This is a genomic window from Cellulosimicrobium sp. 22598, from assembly GCF_052044445.1.
In the GTDB taxonomy this organism is placed as follows: domain Bacteria; phylum Actinomycetota; class Actinomycetes; order Actinomycetales; family Cellulomonadaceae; genus Cellulosimicrobium; species Cellulosimicrobium cellulans_G.
In genome coordinates this window covers 138701-159335 of record NZ_JBQEMZ010000004.1, presented here as the reverse complement: position 1 = coordinate 159335, position 20635 = coordinate 138701, and the positions used below count along the sequence as shown (strand labels likewise).

At 77.4% G+C, this 20635-nt stretch carries 17 protein-coding genes; 12 read left to right on the top strand and 5 right to left on the bottom strand.

Annotated features, from left to right (window positions below; translation table 11 throughout):
• The first annotated feature begins 88 nt into the window (after positions 1-88).
• The 8 genes from ACTJIY_RS06195 (at position 89) to ACTJIY_RS06160 (ending at position 11429) form a co-directional block, all read left to right on the top strand.
• Positions 89-2092, top strand: coding sequence for a PASTA domain-containing protein (locus ACTJIY_RS06195; RefSeq protein WP_440673487.1), 2004 nt, complete (start codon positions 89-91; stop codon positions 2090-2092).
• A gap of 220 nt (positions 2093-2312) precedes the next feature.
• Positions 2313-4052, top strand: a complete 1740-nt coding sequence (locus ACTJIY_RS06190; protein WP_440673488.1) for an ABC-F family ATP-binding cassette domain-containing protein — start codon at positions 2313-2315, stop codon at positions 4050-4052.
• A gap of 94 nt (positions 4053-4146) precedes the next feature.
• Complete coding sequence (locus tag ACTJIY_RS06185; protein WP_353706773.1) at positions 4147-4680, top strand: DUF2087 domain-containing protein; 534 nt, start codon at positions 4147-4149, stop codon at positions 4678-4680.
• A gap of 60 nt (positions 4681-4740) precedes the next feature.
• On the top strand, positions 4741-5271 hold the full coding sequence (locus ACTJIY_RS06180; protein WP_440673489.1) for an aminoacyl-tRNA deacylase: 531 nt from the start codon (positions 4741-4743) through the stop codon (positions 5269-5271).
• A gap of 272 nt (positions 5272-5543) precedes the next feature.
• Positions 5544-5918, top strand: a complete 375-nt coding sequence (locus tag ACTJIY_RS06175) for an STAS domain-containing protein (protein WP_253054638.1) — start codon at positions 5544-5546, stop codon at positions 5916-5918.
• A gap of 63 nt (positions 5919-5981) precedes the next feature.
• Positions 5982-7289, top strand: coding sequence for an exonuclease SbcCD subunit D (locus ACTJIY_RS06170; RefSeq protein WP_440673490.1), 1308 nt, complete (start codon positions 5982-5984; stop codon positions 7287-7289).
• Positions 7289-10564 (top strand): AAA family ATPase, encoded by a 3276-nt coding sequence (locus ACTJIY_RS06165; RefSeq protein ID WP_440673491.1) that lies wholly within the window; start codon positions 7289-7291, stop codon positions 10562-10564. The genes ACTJIY_RS06170 and ACTJIY_RS06165 overlap by 1 nt, the downstream gene beginning before the upstream one ends.
• 193 nt (positions 10565-10757) lie before the next feature.
• Positions 10758-11429, top strand: coding sequence for a class I SAM-dependent methyltransferase (locus ACTJIY_RS06160; protein WP_440673492.1), 672 nt, complete (start codon positions 10758-10760; stop codon positions 11427-11429).
• Here ACTJIY_RS06160 and ACTJIY_RS06155 read toward each other — a convergent pair.
• Positions 11383-12264, bottom strand: a complete 882-nt coding sequence (locus ACTJIY_RS06155; protein ID WP_440673493.1) for a helix-turn-helix domain-containing protein — start codon at positions 12262-12264, stop codon at positions 11383-11385. The genes ACTJIY_RS06160 and ACTJIY_RS06155 overlap by 47 nt on opposite strands.
• 87 nt (positions 12265-12351) lie before the next feature.
• Between ACTJIY_RS06155 and ACTJIY_RS06150 the strand changes: the two genes are divergently transcribed.
• The gene (locus ACTJIY_RS06150) at positions 12352-12780 is read left to right on the top strand and encodes a VOC family protein (RefSeq protein WP_440673494.1); all 429 of its coding nucleotides are present in this window, start codon (positions 12352-12354) and stop codon (positions 12778-12780) included.
• A gap of 211 nt (positions 12781-12991) precedes the next feature.
• A complete protein-coding gene (locus ACTJIY_RS06145) occupies positions 12992-13156 on the top strand; it encodes a hypothetical protein (protein WP_253054626.1) in 165 nt (54 codons plus the stop codon).
• Positions 13157-13332: 176 nt separating this feature from the next.
• Here ACTJIY_RS06145 and ACTJIY_RS06140 read toward each other — a convergent pair whose 3' ends face one another.
• The 3 genes from ACTJIY_RS06140 to ACTJIY_RS06130 form a co-directional block, all read right to left on the bottom strand.
• The gene (locus ACTJIY_RS06140) at positions 13333-14154 is read right to left on the bottom strand and encodes a uracil-DNA glycosylase (RefSeq protein WP_440673495.1); all 822 of its coding nucleotides are present in this window, start codon (positions 14152-14154) and stop codon (positions 13333-13335) included.
• 113 nt (positions 14155-14267) lie between these two features.
• Complete coding sequence (locus ACTJIY_RS06135; RefSeq protein ID WP_440673496.1) at positions 14268-15737, bottom strand: multidrug effflux MFS transporter; 1470 nt, start codon at positions 15735-15737, stop codon at positions 14268-14270.
• Between the two features lie 78 nt (positions 15738-15815).
• Positions 15816-18488, bottom strand: coding sequence for a tetratricopeptide repeat protein (locus ACTJIY_RS06130; RefSeq protein ID WP_440673497.1), 2673 nt, complete (start codon positions 18486-18488; stop codon positions 15816-15818).
• Between the two features lie 215 nt (positions 18489-18703).
• On the opposite strand from ACTJIY_RS06130, the gene ACTJIY_RS06125 reads away from it, so the two are divergent.
• Complete coding sequence (locus ACTJIY_RS06125; protein ID WP_440673498.1) at positions 18704-19477, top strand: DUF1266 domain-containing protein; 774 nt, start codon at positions 18704-18706, stop codon at positions 19475-19477.
• A gap of 116 nt (positions 19478-19593) precedes the next feature.
• A complete protein-coding gene (locus ACTJIY_RS06120; RefSeq protein ID WP_253054616.1) occupies positions 19594-19734 on the top strand; it encodes a hypothetical protein in 141 nt (46 codons plus the stop codon).
• Positions 19735-19837: 103 nt separating this feature from the next.
• On the opposite strand, the gene ACTJIY_RS06115 is transcribed toward ACTJIY_RS06120, so the two are convergent.
• Positions 19838-20623 carry an LLM class F420-dependent oxidoreductase gene (locus ACTJIY_RS06115; RefSeq protein WP_440673499.1) on the bottom strand — a complete coding sequence of 262 codons (786 nt, stop codon included), beginning with the start codon at positions 20621-20623 and terminating at the stop codon, positions 19838-19840.
• Positions 20624-20635 lie beyond the last annotated feature (12 nt).

Genomic DNA, 20635 nt, shown 5'->3' with positions numbered 1-20635 from the left:
GCGCAGCCGTGACGTCGGGCGCGACGACGCGCTGAACCGGCGTGCGGGACGCAGGTCCGTGGCAGGGCACGAAGCACGGGAGTGAGCGGTGAGCACCACGGCGGAGCACGAGGGCGCGACGGACGACGTCCCCGAGGCGACCGAGCCTGCTGCGCCCGCACCCGCCCCCACGCCCACCTTCGCGCGGCGAGCCCGCACCGTCTCCCACGTCCTCATCTCCTCCGCGCTCGCGATCACGCTCGCCGCCGCGCTCGCCGGGAGCGTCGAGCCCCGACCGGGCGCCTCGTTCTTCACCGCGGAGGCCACGACCGCGACGCAGGTCTCGGCGCTGTCGAGCACCCTCGGGGCCGGCCTCGACGAGGACCAGCAGCTCGACGGCGCGATCGAGGTCCTCGCCACGGCGAACGCGCTCTCGGACGGGGAGGTCACCGCGCCCGTGGAGCAGGCGCGCGCGGAGCTCGGCATGCTCCTCGCCACGTACCTCGCCCAGCAGGACGCCGCGCGCCGCGTGCCGGTCCAGGTGGTCCCGGACGGCGGTCTGGACCTCGACGAGTCGCTCGACGACGCGGAGGTCCCCGACCTCCCGGAGCCGCTCGACCCGGGCGCGGGCCCCGACGACACCGCGGTCCCCGGCTCGGGCGGGCAGAAGACGCCCCCTGGGCGCCCCGCGCAGAAGCCGGCGTCGGTCGACGCCGCGGGCGACGCGGACGTGGTGCGCACGTCCGCCACCCGCACCGCCTCGTCCCCGAGCCCGAGCCCGACGAGCAGCCCCGACCCGAGCGCGTCGCCGAGCCCGAGCGGGTCGCCGAGCCCGTCGCCGTCGGGCGACGCGCCGACGGGGCCGGGCTCCACCGGCGGCGCGACGTCGCCCGGGGACCGGACGCTCCCCGAGGACGCCGTGCCGGCTCCCGACGGCGTCGCCCCGGGAGAGCTCGACGGCACCTCGGGCGACCCCGCCGACCCGTCGTCTGACAGCGGTGACGGCGAGCACGCCGAGGACGACGACCACGCCCACGGCGACGTGACGCTCGAGGACGTCGTCGTCTCGGCGACGCACCTCGCGGACCTGCTCGGCACCGACTTCTCTCCCGTCGGCGTCGTGCCGGCAGCCGGTGCGACGGCGCTCGCGGGCACGACGCTCGCGGAGCGGCTCGCGGAGGTCGTCGCTCGGTACGCCGGCTCGACGGCGCAGTACCAGAACGGGCGGATCCCGCCCGAGGCGCTGTGCGCCCTCGACTTCGCGCCCGGCAAGACGCTGCGCTGCGACGCCGCGGTGCAGCTCGAGGCCCTCGCGGCGGAGTTCCAGAAGGAGTTCGGGTACGCGCTGAAGATCACCGACGCGTACCGCCCCTACGACGAGCAGGTGCGGCTGAAGGCCATCAAGCCCTACCTCGCCGCGGTCCCCGGGACGTCCCAGCACGGCTGGGGCCTGGCGATCGACATCGGCGGCAACGTCCCGTCGGGCACGTCGCGCGAGTACGTCTGGCTGCGCATGCACGGCCCGGACTACGGCTGGGACAACCCCGCCTGGGCTCGGCCGAACGGGTCCAAGCCCGAGCCGTGGCACTTCGAGTTCTTCGCCGCGGGCAAGATGCCGACGCGCTACTCGCCCTCCGAGGGCACCACGCCGTCGACCCCGCAGAAGCCGTCGACCCCGACCCCGCCGCCCGCGCCGAAGCCGACGCCTCCGACGACGCCGACGCCGACGAACCCGACCACACCCACGACGCCGCCCGACCCGACGACGCCGCCCGATCCGGAGCCCGCGAAGGTCACCGTGCCGACCGCGCTCGTCGGACGGACGCAGGCCGACGTCGTGGCAGCGCTCGAGAAGGTGGGGCTCAAGGCCAGCGTGACGACCCGGGAGGACGCCGCCGCGGCGGGCACCGTGATCGCGGTCGACCCGGGCTCCGGTGCCCAGGTCGCGCCGGGGAGCACGGTGACGATCGTCGTCTCGACCGGGCCCGCCGACCCGGAGCCCCCGGTGGATCCCGAGCCGACGCCGGATCCCACGGAGGAGCCGACTGCCGCGCCGACGTCGGCGCCGGCCGACGAGCCCACGGCAGGCGCCACGGAGACGACCGCACCCTGACGCGTGACCCGTCGGGTCCAGGAGGGCGGCGGGTTCGCCTCGCCCGCGCTGCGCACCGTCCGGTAATTCCCGTGCGCCGTGCGAGGCGACCGCGTAGCCTCGGTGACGATGTGATCCTCACCTGCCCCGACCGCTCCGTCCCGTCGAGCCCGTCGTCGTGGCCCCCGCGCCGTCCCGGCGCGCGTGCGTGCCGCCCGGGCACCCTGGTAGGTGATCACCCGTGGCCCGTTCCACCCCCGTCCTGCGTGCGTCCGACGTCCGCGTGTCGTTCGCGGGACGTCCCGTCCTGCGCGGCGTCGACCTCGCCGTCGACCCCGGCCACCGCACGGGTCTCGTCGGCGAGAACGGCGTCGGCAAGTCCACCCTGCTGCGCGTGCTCGCGGGCACGCTCGCGCCCGACGACGGGGCCGTGACCCGGCCCGACGACCTCGGGTTCCTGCACCAGGAGTTCCCGTACCCGCCGTCGGCGACCGTGCGTGCGGTCGTCGACGACGCGCTGGCGCGCGTCCGCGCGATCGAGCGCGAGCTCGAGGAGGCGGCGCTCGCTCTCACGGGTCCCGACGGAGCGGGGCCCGTCGCGGGTGCCGACGCGGCGTACGCGCGCGCCCTCGACCGGGCCGAGCTCGCGGACGTGTGGGACGCCGACGCCCGGGCCGCCCGCACGCTCGCCGGCCTGGGGCTCGACGTCGACGGCGTCGCCGGCCGTGCCGTCGGCTCGCTCTCGGGCGGGCAGCGGACGCGCCTCGGGCTCGCCGCGCTGCTGGTCCGTCAGCCCGGCGCGCTGCTGCTCGACGAGCCGACGAACCACCTCGACGACGACGCCGCCGAGTTCCTCGCGGCGGCGCTGCGCGCGCTCCCGGGTGCCGTCGTGCTCGCGAGCCACGACCGGGTCTTCCTCGACGAGGTGTGCACGGAGATCCTCGACCTCGACCCGGTGGCCGAGCCGCTGCGCGGAGCCGCGAACGGGAGCCCGCGCCCCGGCGGCGGCGCGGCCACGCTCTACGGCGGCACGTACAGCGACTACCTGGAGGCCAAGCGCGTCGAGCGCGCGCGCTGGGAGCAGCGGTTCGAGGCCGAGCAGGCGGAGCTCGTCGAGCTGCGCCGGTCCGTCGCGGTCACCGCGCGCGACGTCTCGAAGAACCGCGAGCGCGGCAACCAGGCGAAGATCCTCTACGACTTCAAGGGGGAGCGCGTCCAGAGCCAGGTGTCGCGGCGCGTGCGCAACGCGCAGCAGCGCCTCGACGCCCTGGAGCGCGACCAGGTGCGCAAGCCCCCGGCGCCGTTGCGGTTCGCGCCGCCGGACGGCGGCGGCGCGGCGACCCCCGGCGGCGGCGACGTCGTCGCGTGGGCGCGGGGCGTCGTCGTGCACCGGCCGGCGGGCACGGGGGCGCCCGGCGAGCGCTCCGACCGGCTCGACATGACCGCGTCGGGCGTGCCCTCGATCGAGGTCGCGCGCGGCACGCGGCTGCTCGTCACGGGCGCCAACGGCGCGGGGAAGTCGACGTTGCTGCACGTCCTCGCGGGCGACCTCGTGCCTGACGCGGGCACGGTCGGGCGGGCGCGCGGGGTGCGCGTCGGCCTGCTGGAGCAGGACGTCCACCTGCACGACGACGACCGCACCCCGCGCGAGCTCCTCGCCCTCGCGCAGGGCTGGGACCCGGCCGACCGGGCGGGCGCGCGCGAGGCCGCCGTGGACGCGCACGGGCTGCTCGCGCCACGCGACCTCGGGCGTCCGCTCGCGGAGCTGTCGGTGGGCCAGCGGCGGCGCGTCGTGCTCGCGATGCTCGTCACGCAGGCGCCGGACGTGCTGCTCCTCGACGAGCCGACGAACCACGTGTCGCTCACGCTCGCGGGGGAGCTCATGGAGGCCGTCGAGGAGTGGCCGGGCGCCGTCGTCGTCGCGTCGCACGACCGGTGGCTGCGGCAGCGCTGGACGGGCGACGTCGTGCACCTGGCGTGAGCCCTGCGCCGGTCAGCGCCGCACGCCTCTCGCGACCGGTGGGGCGCTGACAAGTCGCTGGCCCGGGGCGCCGGAGGGTGCTTAGGGTCGGTGGGTGGACGTCGAGCAGACCGGTGCCGTGGCGCCGGACAACGCGTGGAAGCAGGTCGTCGCGTCGCTCGCGGACGCGGGGCGGCTGGAGGTGCTCGCGCGCGTCGTGACGGAGGGCCCCGCCGAGGCGGTGCTGTCGACCGACGAGCGGCGGCGGCTCGCGCCGCTCCTCGCGGCAGGGGTCGTCGTGCGGGACGAGACCGGGTTCCTGCGCGCCGCGCCGGAGCGGTTCGCGGCGCTGCTCGCGACGGTGCCCACGCCCCGGCCGACGGGTCCCGAGCGGTTCCTCGTCGACGGCCGCCTGCTGCGCTCGCCCAAGCGGCAGCGGGACCGCGAGCTCGTGGTGCGGTTCCTGGCGGCACAGGTGCTGCCGCTGGAGGAGCCCGTCACCGAGCTCACGCTGACCAAGCGGCTCGCGGCCCGCGCGGCGGACCCGGTGTCGCTGCGCCGCGCGATGGTCGACGCCGGCCTCGTGCACCGCACGCGCGACGGCGCGGAGTACTGGCGCACGGTCGTGACGGAGTTCGACGACGTCTGACGCCCGGCGCCGGGGCGTGCGCCGGGATGGGCGACGGACGGGGCGGCTAGGGTCGGTGCCATGAGCAGCGAGCGCGCCCTGGCGGCGCTGGAGGCGTCGGGCATCGACCACACCGTCACGCGGCACGGCCGGGTGGGGTCGCTCGAGGAGGCCGCCGCGGCCCGTGGCGTGGACCCGTCGCGCGTCCTCAAGACGATCGTCGTACGGCGCGCGGAGGACGACTACCTGTTCGTCCTCGTCCCCGGCGACCGCCAGATCTCGTGGCCCAAGCTGCGCGCGCTCCTCGGCGTCTCGCGCCTGTCGATGCCGGACAAGGAGGTCGCGCGCGACGTCACGGGCTACGAGCGCGGCACGATCACCCCGTTCGGCTCGACGCACGCCTGGCCCGTGGTCGCGGACGTCCGGGTCGTGGCCGGGCCGGGGGAGGGCGACGACGTCGACGTCGCGGGGGGCGAGGGTGCGGAGCCCGACGCCGCGGCGCGGCTCGTCTCGATCGGCGGGGGCGCGCACGGCGTCGCGGCGACGGTGGACGGGCGGGCGCTCGTCGGCGCGCTGGGCGCGCAGGTCGCGGACGTCACGGAGCCGCTGTAGCGCGTGCGACCGGCTGCGGCGCGGCGGTTGTGTGGGTTCGGAGAAAGGTCGAGGACCACCCCCGCGAGGGCTGGTGCGCGCAGCGCGTCGGGTGCAGACTCGTTCTGCTCCGGTCACGGTCGCCCGGCGCGGTCCGTCGCCCGACGGCGGCGCACGCGACCGGACGGAGCCTCGCGGGGGCGCGCGGGGAACAGGCCGTCGTCACCGGACGTTGTCCGGAGGGGCGGCCGACAGCACGCAGGACGACTCGAGAGAGACGGTGAGCGGGAACCGTGGACACAGGCAGCGCGATCGACCGGACGAGCGGGATCGTCTACGCCCCGGCTGACGGCGGCGTGGTCGTGACGATGTGGGGAGAGATCGACGCGGCGCTGCGCGACCGCGCGAGCGAGGCGATGTCGTACGTGCTGGACACGCGCGGGCGCGTCGTGGTCGACGTCGCCGACGTGACCTTCATCGACTCGTCGGGCATCGCGTTCATCATCCAGCTCTACATGCTCGGCGAGGAGGACGGCCGCGACGTGGTGCTCCGCGACCCGTCGACCAGCATCGTCGAGCTGCTCGACATGATCGGCATGGGCGGCCGTATCCCCGTGGAGCGCAGCGGCGCGTCGACGGGCCCGATCGAGGTCGTCGGGGCGGTCTGACCCGGTCCGCGCCCGACCGCCCGGGTCCCGGGGGCTGTGGGCCCCCGCCGGTACGGTGCGGTCATGCGCATCCTGCACACGTCCGACTGGCACCTCGGGCGCACGCTGCACGGGGTCGACCTGCTGGAGCACCAGGCCGCGCACCTCGACCACCTCGTCGAGCTGACCCGCACGGAGGACGTGGACGCCGTCGTCGTCGCGGGGGACGTGTACGACCGCGCCGTCCCGCCGGTCGACGCGGTCTCGCTCCTGTCCGACGCGCTGACGCGGCTCGCGGAGCACGCGCACGTCGTGGTCACGCCCGGGAACCACGACTCCGCGGTCCGGCTCGGGTTCGGGGACCGCGTGATGCGCCCGGGCGTGCACCTGCGCGCGCGGCTGTCCGACGTCGGGACGCCCGTCGTCCTCGCGCCGCGCCCCGGGCCCCGGGGTCGGGCGGCCGAGGGTGACGCCTCGCTGCTGGTCTACGCGCTGCCGTACCTCGACCCGGACACGGCGCGCCACGCGCTGGCCGAGGGCGACGACGCCGGGGCCGACCGCCCGGACCCGAGCGCCGGCGGTGCGCGGAGGCCGCTCGCCCGGTCGCACGAGGCCGTCATGGCCGCGGCGATGCGGCGCGTGGGGGCCGACCTCGCACGTCGCCGCGCGCAGCACCCGAGCGCCCGTGCCGTCGTCGTCGGGCACGCGTTCGTGGTCGGCGGGCTCGCGTCGGAGTCGGAGCGGGACATCCGCGTGGGCGGCGTCGACGCCGTGCCCGCGGCCACGTTCGGGGGCTGGGGTGTCGACTACGTCGCGCTCGGGCACCTGCACGGGCCGCAGCGCGTCGCCGTGCCCGACGTTTCACGTGAAACCGCAGGTCATGGCAGCAGCTCGGCGACGGTCGCGCGCTACTCGGGATCTCCGCTCGCGTTCTCCTTCTCGGAGCGGCACCAGCGCAAGTCCACGGCGCTCGTCGACCTGGACCGGCTGGGAGGGGGTGCCGGTGGAGACCCGGACGCGGCCGTCGAGCTCGTCCCCGCGCCGGTGCCGCGGCGGCTCGCCGAGGTCACGGGGACGCTCGACGACCTGCTCGGGGCAGCCGGCGAACCCCACGTCGACGACTGGCTGCGGGTCGTCGTGACGGACGCGGTGCGACCCGCGGAGCTCTACGCGCGCGTCCGGGGGCGGTTCCCGCACGCGCTCCAGGTGACCCACCGCCCTCCGCGCCCCGAGGAGCGGGAGGTCGTGACCGCCGTCGGGCCGGGGCGGGACCCGCTCGACGTCGCGCGGGACTTCGTCGAGCACGTCGCGGGCCACGCCCCGAGCGACGCGGAGATCGCCGTGCTGCGCGAGGCGTTCGAGCTCGCGCTGGCGGAGGAGCGGAGCGCCTGATGCACCTGCACTCGCTGACCTTCCAGGCGATCGGGCCGTTCGCGGGCCTCCAGCACGTCGATCTCGCGGCCCTGGGCGCGTCCGGGATCTACCTCCTCGACGGGCCCACGGGCGCGGGCAAGTCGACGGTCATCGACGCGATCGTCTTCGCGCTGTACGGCAAGGTCGCGTCCGACGCGGCGAGCGACGACCGGCTCCGGTCGGCGTTCGCGGCGCCCGAGGTCGAGTCGTTCGTCGACCTGGTGCTGGAGGTCCCGTCGGGCGTGTACCGCGTGCGGCGGACGCCCGAGTACCGCCGGCCCAAGAAGCGCGGCACCGGCACGACGACCCAGCAGGCGTCGGTCCGGCTCTGGCGGCTCGCGGGCGTGCCGTCCGCGCAGGCCTGCGCGGGCGTCGACGGCCCGCCGGGCGAGCTGCTCTCGACACGGCTCGACGAGGCCGGGGAGGAGATCCGCCGGATCGTCGGGCTCGACCGGCGCCAGCTCGTGCAGACCGTCGTGCTGCCGCAGGGCGAGTTCGCGACGTTCCTGCGCGCGAAGCCCGAGGACCGGGCGGTGCTGCTGCAGAAGGTCTTCGGCACCGAGCTCTACCACTGCGCGACGGTGCGGCTCGCCGAGCTCGCGCGCACGGCGCGGGCACGGTCGGACGGCGCGCGCCAGGGCGTCCGCGGCGCGGTCGAGCGGTTCACCGGGGCGGCGGGGCTCGTGCCCGACGACGCCCGGCGACTGCGCGACGCCGCGCACGACGACGCGCGGCTGCACCGCGCCGACGAGGCCGACCTCGCCCGGGCCGCGGCGGACCTGGCGCGAACCGCGGCGGACGGGTCCGCGAGCGTCCACGTCGCGGACGGCGTGCCGTCGTCCCGGTCCGCGCTCGCCGACGGCCGGGTCGCGGACGGGGGCCCGCTCCTGCCCACGGCGGCGGGCGCGGGGACGGTGGCCCCGGCCCCGGGCGTGCACGCGCTCGCCCTCGCGCACGTCGCAGGGCTCGAGGCCGAGGCGGAGGCGCTCGCCGCGCGCGAGATCGCGACCAACGCGACGCTCGTCGCGGCGCGCGACCGGCTCGACGCCGAGCGGGCGCTCGCCGACGCCGTGGAGCGCGTGGCGCGGTTGCGCGCCGAGGAGGCGCGCCTCGCGGAGGAGGAGCCCCGGGTCGCCGACGACCGCCGCCGCGTCGACGCCGCGACCCGCGCCGCCGTCGTCGCCCCCGCGGCGCAGGGCCTCGTCCGCGCGGAGCAGCTCCTCGCCGCCGCGCACGACCGGCTCGCGCTCGCCCGGACGGGCGCGCCCGCGTCCCTCGCCGACGCCGACCCGACGACGCTCGAGGCGCTGCGCGCCGACGTCGCGACGGCCGGGGTGCGCGTGGCCCGGCTGCTCCCCGTGGGCGCCTCGCTCCCCGCCCGGGACCGGGAGGTCGAGGACGGACGCAAGGCCGTCGTGCAGGCCGTCGAGGAGCGAGCGCGCACGCTCGACGAGCTCGCCGCGCGGCCGGCGCTCCGCGAGGAGCTGCGCCTGCGGCTGACGTCGCTCGCGGAGACCGCCGGGACGCTCGGTGCCCTCCAGGAGCAGGCGCTGCGTGCGCGTGCGGTCGAGGAGGCGGCGCGGCAGGCCGCGGCGCTCGCGGGGGAGGAGGAGGCGGCCCGGGCCGCGCGGACCCGGGCCGCGACGGTCGCGCGCGCCGCCGTCGAGCAGGAGGCGCGGGTCCGGGCGGCCCGGATCGCCGGCCTCGCGGGCGAGCTCGCCGCGGGCCTCGTCGAGGAGTCCCCGTGCCCGGTGTGCGGCGGGACGGACCACCCGGCCCCGGCGCCGCTCGCGGACGGCCACCCCACCGCGCAGGACGTCGAGGACGCGGAGCGCGGCCGGGCCGAGGCGGAGCTGGCGCTGCACGACGCCTCCGCGCGCGCGGGGGTGCTCGCCGAACGGCTGACGGCGCGCCGTCGGGACGCCGAGGGCCTGACGCCCCACGAGGCGGCGGGGCGCGTCGCGGAGGTCGACGCGCTCGTCTCGGGCGCGCGGGCGGCGGCCCGCGACCGCGCGGACGCCGAGCGCGAGCTCGACGCCCTCGACGCCGGCACGACCGCGCTCCAGGAACGTGCCGCCGCGCTCGCGGAGGGGATCGCCGGCACGACGGCCCGCCTCGACGAGCTCGAGGCGGCGCTCGACGCCGACCGGGCCGAGATCCGCGCGGAGATCGCCGCGGCCGGGCCCCTGGTGGAGCTGGCCGACCTGCCCGACGCCCTCGCCGACGAGGGCGGGACCCGCAACCCCGTCGCCGTGCTCGCCGCGGCGCTCGACGAGCGGCTCCGCACGATCGACGCCCTCGCCGACGCGAGCACCGCGGTCGCCGTCGCGGCCCGGGCCGTCGCGGACCGCACGGCCGAGCTCGGCGCGATCGTCGACCGGTCGGGGTTCGCGGACGCCGCCGACGCGCTCGCCGCCGTCCTCGACGAGCCGGACCGGCTGGCGCTCGCGCGCCGTGTCGCCGAGCACGAGGCGGCGTGCGCCGCCACGGCCGCCGGGCTCGCCGACCCCGCCCTCGCGGACCTCCCCGCAGACGCCGCGCCCGACGTCGCCGCGGCGCGGGCCGCCGTCGCCGAGGCCGAGGCGACGGCCCGGGCCGCGGGTCGTCGCCACGAGCTCGTCGCCCGTCAGGCGCAGGCCGCGCGCGTCGCCGCGGAGGGGATCGGGACGGCGGTGGACGACTGGGCCCGGGCCCGGGCCGCCGCCGAGCCGGTCGCGCGCATGGCGGCGCTGGCGTCCGGCTCCGGGGACAACGCCCACGCGCTCACGCTCGCGACGTTCGTCCTCGTCCAGCGGTTCGAGGACGTCGTCGCCGCCGCGAACGAGCGCCTCGCGGAGATGTCGTCGGGCCGGTACGAGCTCGTGCGCAGCGCGACGCGCGAGGACGTGCGCGCGCACAAGCGCGGGCTCGCGATGAAGGTCCTCGACCACGTCACCGAGCGGGAGCGCGACCCGCGCACGCTGTCGGGCGGCGAGACGTTCTACGTGTCCCTGTGCCTGGCGCTCGGGCTCGCCGACGTCGTCACGGCCGAGGCGGGCGGCGTCGAGCTGGGGACGCTCTTCGTCGACGAGGGATTCGGCAGCCTGGACCCCGAGACGCTGGAAGCCGTGCTCGCCGCCCTCGGGAGGCTCCGGGCGGGTGGGCGCGTCGTCGGCGTCGTGTCGCACGTCGACGCGCTCAAGCAGTCCATCGCGGAGCGCATCGAGGTACGGCGCGTGCCCGGAGGCGGGAGCACGCTCACCGTGCGAGCGTGAGGACGACGGCGCTCGCCCGAGGCGCCGGCCCGGCGACAACGTCCGGCGTCGCCGGGCGGAGAACGCCGACGAGCGCGCCGGGCGGTGAAGGTCTGCCGTGCGCGCCCGGCGGAGAACGTCGGCCGAGCGCGCCCACGACCGGTCGAGGTGGCCTGATGCGGCGGCCGTCCACCGGCGGCGAGAGGTGGTGCGCATGGCGGGACCGACCGGGCCGGGCGGCGCGGCGAGCCCGCGCGACGCGCGGCTGCGGCGGCGCTGGGACCGGGAGGCGAGCGCCTACGACCGCGGCATGGCCGTCGCCGAGCGCCGTCTCTTCCCGGACGTCCGCCCCCGCGCGTGCGGGCTCGCGACGGGCGAGACGCTCGAGGTCGCGATCGGCACGGGCCTCAACCTCGCGCACTACCCCGCGCACGTGCTCCACGGCCGGCTGACGGGCGTCGAGTGGAGCCCGGGGATGCTCGCGCTCGCGCGGCGACGGGCGGCGGAGCGGGGGATCGACGTCGACCTCCGGCTCGGCGACGCGCAGCGGCTCGACCTGCCCGACGACGCCTACGACACCGTGGTCTGCACCTTCTCGCTCTGCGCGATCCCCGACCACCGTGCCGCGCTCGCGGAGATGGTCCGCGTGCTGCGGCCCGGCGGCCTGCTCGTCCTCGCGGACCACGTCGGGTCGACGTCGTGGCCGCTCCGCGCGCTCCAGGCGGCGGTCGACGTCGTGAGCGTCCCGCTCGCCGGCGAGCACTTCCGCCGCCGCCCGCTGCGCTGGGTGCTCGACGCGGGGCTCACCGTCGAGCGGCACGAGCGCACGCGGGCGGGCGTCATCGAGTGGTTCGCGGCGCGCACACCCGGTCCACGAGCTCGGTGACCGCCGCGCGGACGGGGCGGGGCGGCGCACCGCCGTCGAGCGCCAGCGCCGCACGGTCGAAGGCCGCGGAGAGCAGGAGGGTCAGCGCGTCGAGACGGTCGTCGTGCGCGATGTCGCGCGCGACGTCGTCTGCGGCGTCGTCCGTGATGCGCGGTGCGGTCGGCCCGTGCTCGCGCGCGGGGACGGGGCTCGGGCGCTCGGGCGCGGGGTGCTCCCCGTGGTGCGGTCCCGCCGTCGGCTCCTCGGTGCCGTGGTCGTCGCGCGCGCTGCCCTCGCGGGTGCGCTCCTGGTCCGGCGCGGTGTCCAGCGCGGCGGCGAGGCCCGCGCGCAGCGTGCGACGGGCGTGGCGCGCGTCGAGGGCGTCGGCCTCGACGGCACCGAGCACGGCCGGGGCGTCGACGAGCAGCAGGCGCGTCCGGCCGGGGACCGCCATCGCGTCCAGGTAGGCCCGCGCGCCCTCGACGAGCATCCCGCGGGCGTCGGGTGCGTCGGGTGCGTGCCGAGAGCGGGGGGCGGGGGGTGCGTCGCTCGTGCGGGGTGCCGTCCGGGTCGCGCTCGCGGCTGTGGCCTCGTGGACGCCGCCGAGCGGGCCGGTCCGCGCCTCGATCTCGCGCGCGACGGCTTCCGCCTCGGCCTCGACGACCGCCCGGAACAGGTCCCGCTTGTCCGTGTAGTGGTGGTACAGCGCGCCGCGCGTGACGTGCGCGGCCGCGGCGATCTGCGGCGTCGACGCCTCCGCGTACCCGGGGTCGACGAACAGCTCGCGCGCGGCGGCGACGAGGGCGGACCGGGTGGCGAGGGTGCGCTCGGCGTTGGTGCGACGGCTCTCTTGCATACCGACAGACTGTAGGTCATTCTTAGATACATACAGCCTGTTTGTTTTCTCACGCGGCTGCCGGCCCCGACCAGGAGGAGAAGATCCGTGCGCATCACGAGCTGGTACCCGGTGATCATGACCGGGGACGTCGCGGCGACCGCGGCGTTCTACGTCGAGCACCTCGACCTCCGGCCGCTCTTCACGAGCGACTGGTACGTGCACCTGCAGTCCGTGCACGACGACGCGGTGAACCTCGCCGTGCTGGACGGCGACCACGAGACGATCCCCGAGAGCGGGCGGGGGAGGGCGAGCGGCCTCCTGCTCAACCTGGAGGTCGAGGACGTCGACGCCGTCCACGACCGGTTCGTCGCGGCGGGCCTGCCGATCCTCCGTTCGCTGCGCGACGAGGCGTTCGGCCAGCGGCACTTCATCACGGCCGACCCGAACGGCGTCCTCCTCGACGTCATCACGCCGATCCCGCCGTCGGGGGAGTTCGTGGAGCAGTACGAGGAGTCCGCGCTCCTGACGGCGTAGCGGACCGGGCGGGGCGGCGCCCGGTGTCACGCCCCCCGCCCGGCGTAGCGCACCGGACGGGCGGGGCGCCGGGTGTCACGAACCCGGGCCGCGTCCGTCCCTCCTACGGGGGCAGGGCGACGGCCGACCGCGGTCGTCGCGCGTCATCACCGGGACCGTCGCGACCGCGGCGGGGTGGACCGCCGCCCGGTGCCGTCGAAGGAGAGCAGCAATGTCAGCAGCATCGTCCCCGCTCGAGCGCGAGCTGCGGCGCATGGAGGTCATCGCGCGCCGCGAGCAGCTCCGGCTCGTGGGCCGTGTCCTGCCGCGCGTGGCCGAGCGCCGTCGCTGGGCGGACGCCCCGCGCCGTCAGTCCCCGACGACCGCGGCCCGGTAGACGGCCCGGCGCCGACCCCACGGGCCGCCGCGACTCCGCCGACGCGCTCCGTCGGGCGCACGTGGGGCGCACGCCGGTCGAGCGTCGCACCGCGGCCGAGCGCTGCGTCTGCGGCCGCGCGCTGCACGTCCGGGTGGATCCCTCGTCCCGGAGCGCATCTCTCGGAACGCGGGCGCTCAGCCCGGTGCGCCCAGGCCGGCGAGGTCGCGCGCCCGCAGGAGCACGTCGTCGAGCATCTGCGGCGTGAGGCGTCCGGTGAACGTGTTCTGCTGGCTCACGTGGAAGCACCCCAGGAGGGTGAGGGTCGGCGCGAGAGCCGCCTGCCCGGCGTCGGGCACGGCGCTCGCGGGGCGTCCCGCCGCGTCGCGGACCGCCGCGGGGGCCCGACGGCGCAGCGTCACCTCCGCGCCGTGCGCGAACCGCGGTCGGGGCCGGGGGACGTCCCAGCCCTGCTCCGCGAGCGTCGACAGCAGCGCCTGCCAGCCGAAGCCGCCGAGCACGACCGCGACGCGCACGGTCGCACCGAGCAGCTCGACCTCGCGCGCGAGGTACGGCCCGCACCGTCGGCGTTCCTCGGGCGTCGGCTTGTTGTCGGGCGGGGCGCACCGCACCGGGGCGGTGACGCGGATCCCGGTGAGGCGCAGCCCGTCGTCGGCGGACACGGAGGTCGCCTGGTTGGCCAGGCCCGTGCGGTGCATGGACGCGAACAGGAAGTCGCCGCTGCGGTCGCCCGTGAACATGCGGCCCGTGCGGTTGGCCCCGTGCGCGGCGGGCGCGAGCCCGACGACGAGGATCCCCGCGCGCTCGTCGCCGAACCCGGGCACGGGGCGGGCCCAGTAGTCCTCGTCCCGGAACGACGCGCGCTTGACGTCGGCGACGTGCTCGCGCCACGCGACGAGCCGCGGGCACGCGCGGCACTCGACGAGGTGGTCGTCGAGCGCCGCGAGCGACGGCGCGGCCCGTGCGGCGAGCGGGTACTCGGGGTCGTCGGGCGTCACCCGCCCATTCTCCGCGCCGAGCACGGGGTTGCTGTCGTCATCCGGTGGATCACGACAGCAACCTCGTGGTCGACGGCGCGTGGGGTCGTGCTCGGCGGGAAGAGCCCGCCGGGTCAGGCACCCCGGTCGGCGAGCGCCTCGGCGAGCGCCGCGGCGTCGTCGGGGACGCCGACGGCGGCCTCGCGCTCGGTCTGGTCGACGACGCCCGCGGCACGGGGTCCGCCGGCCTCCTCGTCGGCCGTGGTCGTGCTGCCGACCTCCGCCGCGTCCCGGGTGCCGAGGGCGTCCGCCGCCTCGTCCGGGACGGGCGCGCCGAACGTGTGCCGCAGGCCGAGCAGGACCGCGCCGGCGATGACGACGACGCCGAACATCACCGCGGCCATCGTCACGGGCGGCGACCCGCCGAGCAGCCCGGTCACCGGCGCGATGATCGCCCCGACGCCGAACTGGAAGGCCCCGATGAGCGCGGCGGCGCTCCCGGCGCGGTGCGCGTTGCGCTCGAGCGCGATGGCGGGGACGGACGGCATGACGAAGCCCGCGGTGCCGAGCGTGAGGACGATGAGCGGGACGAGCCACGCGAGCCCGCCGCCGGCGAGCGCCGCGACGAGCAGCCCGCCCGAGAGGACGAAGCCCGCGGCGACCGCGCCCTGGAGGATGCGCTCGGGCGCCACGCGGCCCACGAGCGCGCCGTTGATCTGGCTGCCGGCGGTCACGGACACCGCGCCGACGCCGAACACGATCGCGTACTGCTGGGCGGACATGCCGAAGAAGTCCTGGAACACGAACGTCGACGCGGAGATGTAGGTGAACATCGCGGCCATGTAGAAGCCCGCGATGAGCGCGAGCCCGATGAACGACCAGTCGGTGAGGAGCGAGCCGTAGGAGCGCAGGGCGGCGACGGTCCCGCCCGAGCGGCGGCGGTCCGCGGGCAGGGTCTCGCGCAGGCGGAGCAGCACGAGCACGAACAGCACCGCGCCGACCACGGCCAGCGCGACGAACATGCCGCGCCATGAGCCGAGCCGCAGGAACTGCGCGCCGATCGTCGGCGCGAGGATGGGTGCCACGCCCACGACCAGCATGAGGCGCGCGATGACCTTGCCGATCTGGTAGCCCTCGAACGAGTCGCGCACGATCGCCATGGAGAGCACCATCCCGGCGGCCGCGGCGAGGCCCTGGACGAACCGCAGGCCGGTGAGCGCGGCGACGGACCCGGCGAACACGATGCCCGCGGACGCGGCGACGTACACCGCGAGGGACACGAGCAGGGGTGCGCGACGGCCGATCGCGTCGGAGACCGACCCGATGAGGAGCTGGCCGAGCGCGAGCCCCGCGAGGGTCGCGGTGAGCGTGAGCTGGACACGGGACTCGGTGGTGCCGAGCTCGTCGACGATGCGCGGGAAGGCGGAGAGGTAGAGGTCGATCGTCAGCGGACCGATCGCGGTGAGCGCGGAGAGCAGCAGGACGAGCCCCGCGCTGATGCGCCCGGGTCGGGCGGGAGCGGCGGGGCTCGTGGAAGGTCCGGTGCCCGGCTGGGCGGCGACGGGCGCGGTCGGCGCCGGGGTCGCGGGTGGGGTGGAGGCCATGACAGGGGCAACCGCGGGCGGGGCGCCACATGTTCCCGGACGCCGTACGCGATCGCATGCTGAGACGGCGGACGAGCGTCAGGCGCGGCCGGGCGCCTCGCGGGCGCGGTCGGCGGCGTCGGACCCGCCTGCGCGCCCGGCGGCCGCGAGCCCGCGCCGCGCACGGGCGTCCTCGGCGGCGTCGTCGAGCTCGACGGCGAGCGCGCGGGCTGCGTCGTGCAGGTCCGCCGCGCGGCGGGCGTCCCCTGCGGCGAGCACGGCCTCCCCGAGCGCGTTGAGCGCCTCCGTCTCGACGAGTCGTGCGCGGACGCGTCGCGCCAGCTCGACCGCAGCCTCGCCCGCCGCGACCGCCTCCGCGACGGAGCCCGCGGCGAGCAGCGCGGTCGCGAGGGCGCTGCGGGCCTCGGCCTCGGCGTCGGGGTCCCCGAGCGCGACCGCGGCCCCCACCGCGGCCCGCAGCTCCGCGACGCCGGCCTCGGTCTCGCCGGAGCCCACGAGGAGTCGTCCCACGTGCACCCGGGCGCGCGTCGCGAGCCCTGCGTCGCCGAGCGACGTCGCGCTGGCGAGCGCGTCGCGGTGCTGCGCGAGCGCGCGGTCGAGGCTGCCCTCGGCCTCGGAGAGGATCGCGGCGTTGCTCGACACGATGGCGACGTTGAGGACGTCGCCCACGCGCCGCGACAGCGCGAGCGCCCGGTCGTAGCCGGCACGCGCGTCGTCGTGCCGCCCGAGGATCCGGTGCACGTCCGCGAGGTTCCCGACGGCGCGGCCCTCGCTGACCGGGTCGCCCGCGGTCCGCGCCCCGGCGGCGGCGTCGTGGTACGCGGTCTCCGCCTCGTCGAAGCGACCGAGCCGCTTGTACACGTTGCCGATGCGGTTGAGCGTCTGGCCGGGGCGTGGGTCGTCGCCGCGCTCGAGCGAGCGGACGAGCTGGGCGAGCGCCTCGTCGTACCGGCCGAGCCGTTCGAGCGCGCGTCCGAGGTCGCGCCCGGCCTGGGACCGCCCGGACGCCCGCCCGTGCTCGACCGCCGCCGTGTGCACCGCGACCGCGTCGTCCCAGCGCCCCGCCGAGTCGAGGTACGGCGCGAGCAGGGCGGAGAGGTCGGTCACCGGGTCGGCGAGCTCGTGCTCCGCGGCGAGCGTCGACGTCGCGACGAGCAGGTCCCGGTGGGCGTCGAGCCACGCGAGCGCGACGTCGGTCGTGCGCGCCGCCGCCGCGCCCCCCGACCCGGCCGAGTCGGATCCGGCCGCCCCTGGCCCGGTCGCGCCCGGCCCGGCCGTGCGCCCGGGGGCGTCGTGGTGGGGCGCCGCCGCATGCACGGCGGGCCGGGCGTCGTCGAGCAGCCGGGCGGCGAGCCGCCCGACGGCGGTGACCCGCGCGGAGAACGGGTCGTCGGACCGGGCGAGGTCGGCGGCGAGGGTGCGGACGGCGTCGGGCACGACGACCTCGCCGCGCGGCCCGTGCGTGACGAGGTGCGCACGCCCCAGCGCGGCGAGCGCGTCGCGGCTCTCGCTCGTCGAGACGCCGAGGAGCACGGCGACCCAGGCGGCGTCGAGCGGCACCGGGACGAGGGCGAGGAGGCGCAGGGCGCGGGCGTGGTCGGCGGGAAGGTCGCGGTGCGCCGCGGCGAGCGCCGGGTGGAGGACCGGCCCGGGCAGGTCCTCCACGCGCCGGGCGTGGTCGGCGAGCGACCAGCCGGGCCGCGCACGGACGTCGTCGGCGGTGCGCACCAGCGCGGCGGGGACGCCCCCGCACGCACGGACCAGCCGGGTCGAGGCCTCCGGCTCGGCGGCCACGCGGTCCGCGCCGACGACCGACCCGAGGAGCGCGATCGCGTCGTCCTCGCGGAGCGGGTCCAGGGTCGTGCCGACCGCGGCGGGCAGGTCGAGCACGCGGTGCGCCGTGGCCACGACGCGCGCCGTGGCCGGCAGGTGCGCGACGACGTCCGCGGCCTGGGCGGCGTCGGTCGCGTCGTCGAGGACGACGGTCGTGCGGCGCCCAGCGAGCGCGGCCGCGAGGGCCGCGGCGAGCGCGGGGAGATCGCGCGCCTGCGCGTCGGGCGGCGGCGCGCCGAGCGCCTGGAGCAGCGCGTCGAGCACGACGGCGGCCGACGGCGTCGCACCGCCCGGTTCCCCGTGGAGGTCGACCCGCACGACCACGTCCGCCGGGACCTCGCGCGCGACGGCGAGCGCGACGCTCGTCGTCCCCGTCCCGGCGAGACCCGTGACGGTCACGACGCGCGGCGCGGCGTTGCCGGGCGCGTCCTCGTCCGGTGGCTCCGCGAGCACCGCGACCAGCCGGGCGACCTCGCCGTCCCGGCCGACGAGCGGACGGTCGGGCGCGACCGGCCCTCGTCGCACGGTCGGCGCCGCGCCGTGCGGTCGGTCGGCGGCGCGCGGCCCGGTGCGCGCCGCCGCGTCCACGGCGGTGCCCTGCGCGGAGGCCGCCCGCGCGGCCGTCCGGTACGCCGCACGCCACCCCGCGGGCCGTGCGTCGCCGAGGGCCTGCGCGACGTCGGCGAGGAGGTCGACGTCGAGCCGGGAGCGACCCTCCCGGAAGACGTCGTAGACGGTCACGCGGCCGGGTCGCGCCTCCGCGGCGGGCACGCCCCGCGCGGTGCGGAGCGCGCCGACGCGCCGTGCGATCTCCGTGTACGAGGGGTCGCCGGCCCAGGAGCGCAGCGCCCGTAGGCGGGTCGCGAGCTCGTCCACCGACCCGGCGCCCACGGGGGACGGCGGCGGGTCGAGGGGCACCGCGCCAGGCTAGCGACGGCCACCGACCGGCGCCCGACGTGACCGCGCCGCGGAGGTGCCGGGCGCGGACGGCCGGGTGAAGAACGCGCCCGCGCCGTTCGGGATCGTTCGGGGCGCGTGCCCCGCGGGCCGCCCGGCGGCCACGCTGCCCGGAAGCCGCGACGACCGCGGCGCGACGGACCGCGTCGGTGGCGCGGGGAGACGAAGGAGCGACGGTGGGCCTGTTCGACAAGCTCAAGGACATGTTCTCGGGGACCGCGGACCTGTACGCGAAGGAGGACGCTCCCGCGCTCACGCCGGCGCAGCAGCGCGGGCTCGCGCTCGGCGCGGTCTACGCCGTCGAGGGCGTGCTGCCCGTCAACGCGCTGACCGTGGAGGCGGACGCCCGCACGGCCGCGAAGCCGCTCGCGGCGGGGTGGGACGTGCGGGGCGCGGACGACGTCGAGCGCACGTACGAGTTCCTGCTCACCCAGGGACACCGCGGCTACTACGCGATCGCGATGCCCAAGGTCGAGGAGCTGTACTCGGGCCGGCTGAGCCGCCGCGACGCGAAGGGTGCGGCCGAGCAGCACGCCGCCCAGGCGCGGCAGGAGGCGACGGCGCGCGGGCTCGACCCCGAGCGCGCGGTCGCGTTCTACCAGGGCTGGAGCGCGTCGGCGCAGGTGGGCGGGCACGGCGAGCTCGCGGACCCGCTGCCGCCGTCGATCGCGGCGTGGGACGCGGCGCGGGTGGTGCACGTCAGCCGCCTCGCGGTCGACGCCGGGTTCGTCTCGCCCGAGCGGGCGTGGGCGGCGATCGAGGAGGCCGTCGTGATGTCGCGCCCCGCGTACGCGTCGTGGGAGCAGTTCGGCGACGGGTTCCTCGCCGGGCGCGCGTTCTGGTCGGCGGGCAACCGCACCCCGATCGACCAGGACCTGCCCGACTTCAAGCGCGCGGTGCGACGACTCCTGGACACCGAGTCGTCTCCGTGGCGGACACTGTCGTACTGACGGTGCCGGCCCGCTGCCCGGCGACCGGGCAGCGGGCGGCGCGCTCGACGGCCCGGGACGCACGGGCCGGTCGGGCGGTCCGTGGAGCCGAAGGATCGAACGAGGGAGGGCGGACGGTGCACCGGTCGCCGTGGTGGTGGCGCGCAGGACTCCTGCTCGTCGTGGTCGGCGTCGGCGTGGCGGTCGTGGTCGCCGACGACGGTCTGCGCTCCGAGGTCCACGCCGCGTTGTCGAACCTCGCGCGGGCGCTGTTCTGACGGACGCCCCGCCCCGTCGAGCACGACGACACGCGCCGTCGAGCACGACCTTGCTGTCGCCAGGGGCGTCAGAACGAGAGCGAGGTCGTGCTCGGCGCGGGGGTCACCCCTGGGCGTCGCGCCAGGCGACCCAGTCCCGCACGAGCGACAGGTCGTAGTCCGGCCCGCTGGTGCCGACCGTGAACAGCGTCGCGCCCGCGGCGACGAGCGCGTCCGCGGACTCCGACGGCGGCCGGGAGACGCCGACCGAGCGCTCGACGAGCGCGGCGGTGTCGCGGCCGACGGCCTCGCCGTGCTCGTCGAGGATCGCGCTCTTGCGTGCGAGCGTGGCCGCGTCGCCGAACGAGTGCCACACGTCCGCGTGCTCCGCGACGATGCGCAGGGTCTTGCGCTCGCCGCCGCCACCGACGAGGACGGGGATGTCGCGCGTGGGCGCCGGGTTCGACGCCGCCCAGCGGGCCTTGATGCGCGGCAGCGCCGCGGCGAGGTCGGCGATGCGCCCGCCCGCGGTGCCGAACTCGTACCCGAACCGGTCGTAGTCCTTCTCGAACCAGCCCGCCCCGATCCCGAGGATCAGACGACCGCCGCTGATGTGGTCGACCGTCCGCGCCATGTCGGCCAGGAGGTCGGGGTTGCGGTAGCTGTTGCACGTGACGAGGGCGCCGATCTCGACGCGCGAGGTCTGCTCGGCCCACGCTCCGAGCATCGTCCAGCACTCGAAGTGCTTGCCGTCGGGGTCGCCGGTCAGGGGGAAGAAGTGGTCCCAGTTGAAGATGACGTCGACGCCGAGGTCCTCCGCGCGCAGCACGGCGTCGCGGACCTGGGCGTAGTCGGCGTGCTGCGGCTGGAGCTGGACGCCGATGCGGTACGGGTGCCGGGATGAGGTCATGCCGGGCAATCT

Coding starts and splice junctions, on each gene's coding strand:
- ACTJIY_RS06180 (WP_440673489.1), top strand. CDS start 4,741: ATGAGCAGCGAGCGCGCCCTGGCGGCGCTGGAGGCGTCGGGCATCGAC.
- ACTJIY_RS06170 (WP_440673490.1), top strand. CDS start 5,982: ATGCGCATCCTGCACACGTCCGACTGGCACCTCGGGCGCACGCTGCAC.
- ACTJIY_RS06165 (WP_440673491.1), top strand. CDS start 7,289: ATGCACCTGCACTCGCTGACCTTCCAGGCGATCGGGCCGTTCGCGGGC.
- ACTJIY_RS06160 (WP_440673492.1), top strand. CDS start 10,758: ATGGCGGGACCGACCGGGCCGGGCGGCGCGGCGAGCCCGCGCGACGCG.
- ACTJIY_RS06155 (WP_440673493.1), bottom strand. CDS start 12,264: ATGCAAGAGAGCCGTCGCACCAACGCCGAGCGCACCCTCGCCACCCGG.
- ACTJIY_RS06145 (WP_253054626.1), top strand. CDS start 12,992: ATGTCAGCAGCATCGTCCCCGCTCGAGCGCGAGCTGCGGCGCATGGAG.
- ACTJIY_RS06135 (WP_440673496.1), bottom strand. CDS start 15,737: ATGGCCTCCACCCCACCCGCGACCCCGGCGCCGACCGCGCCCGTCGCC.
- ACTJIY_RS06115 (WP_440673499.1), bottom strand. CDS start 20,623: ATGACCTCATCCCGGCACCCGTACCGCATCGGCGTCCAGCTCCAGCCG.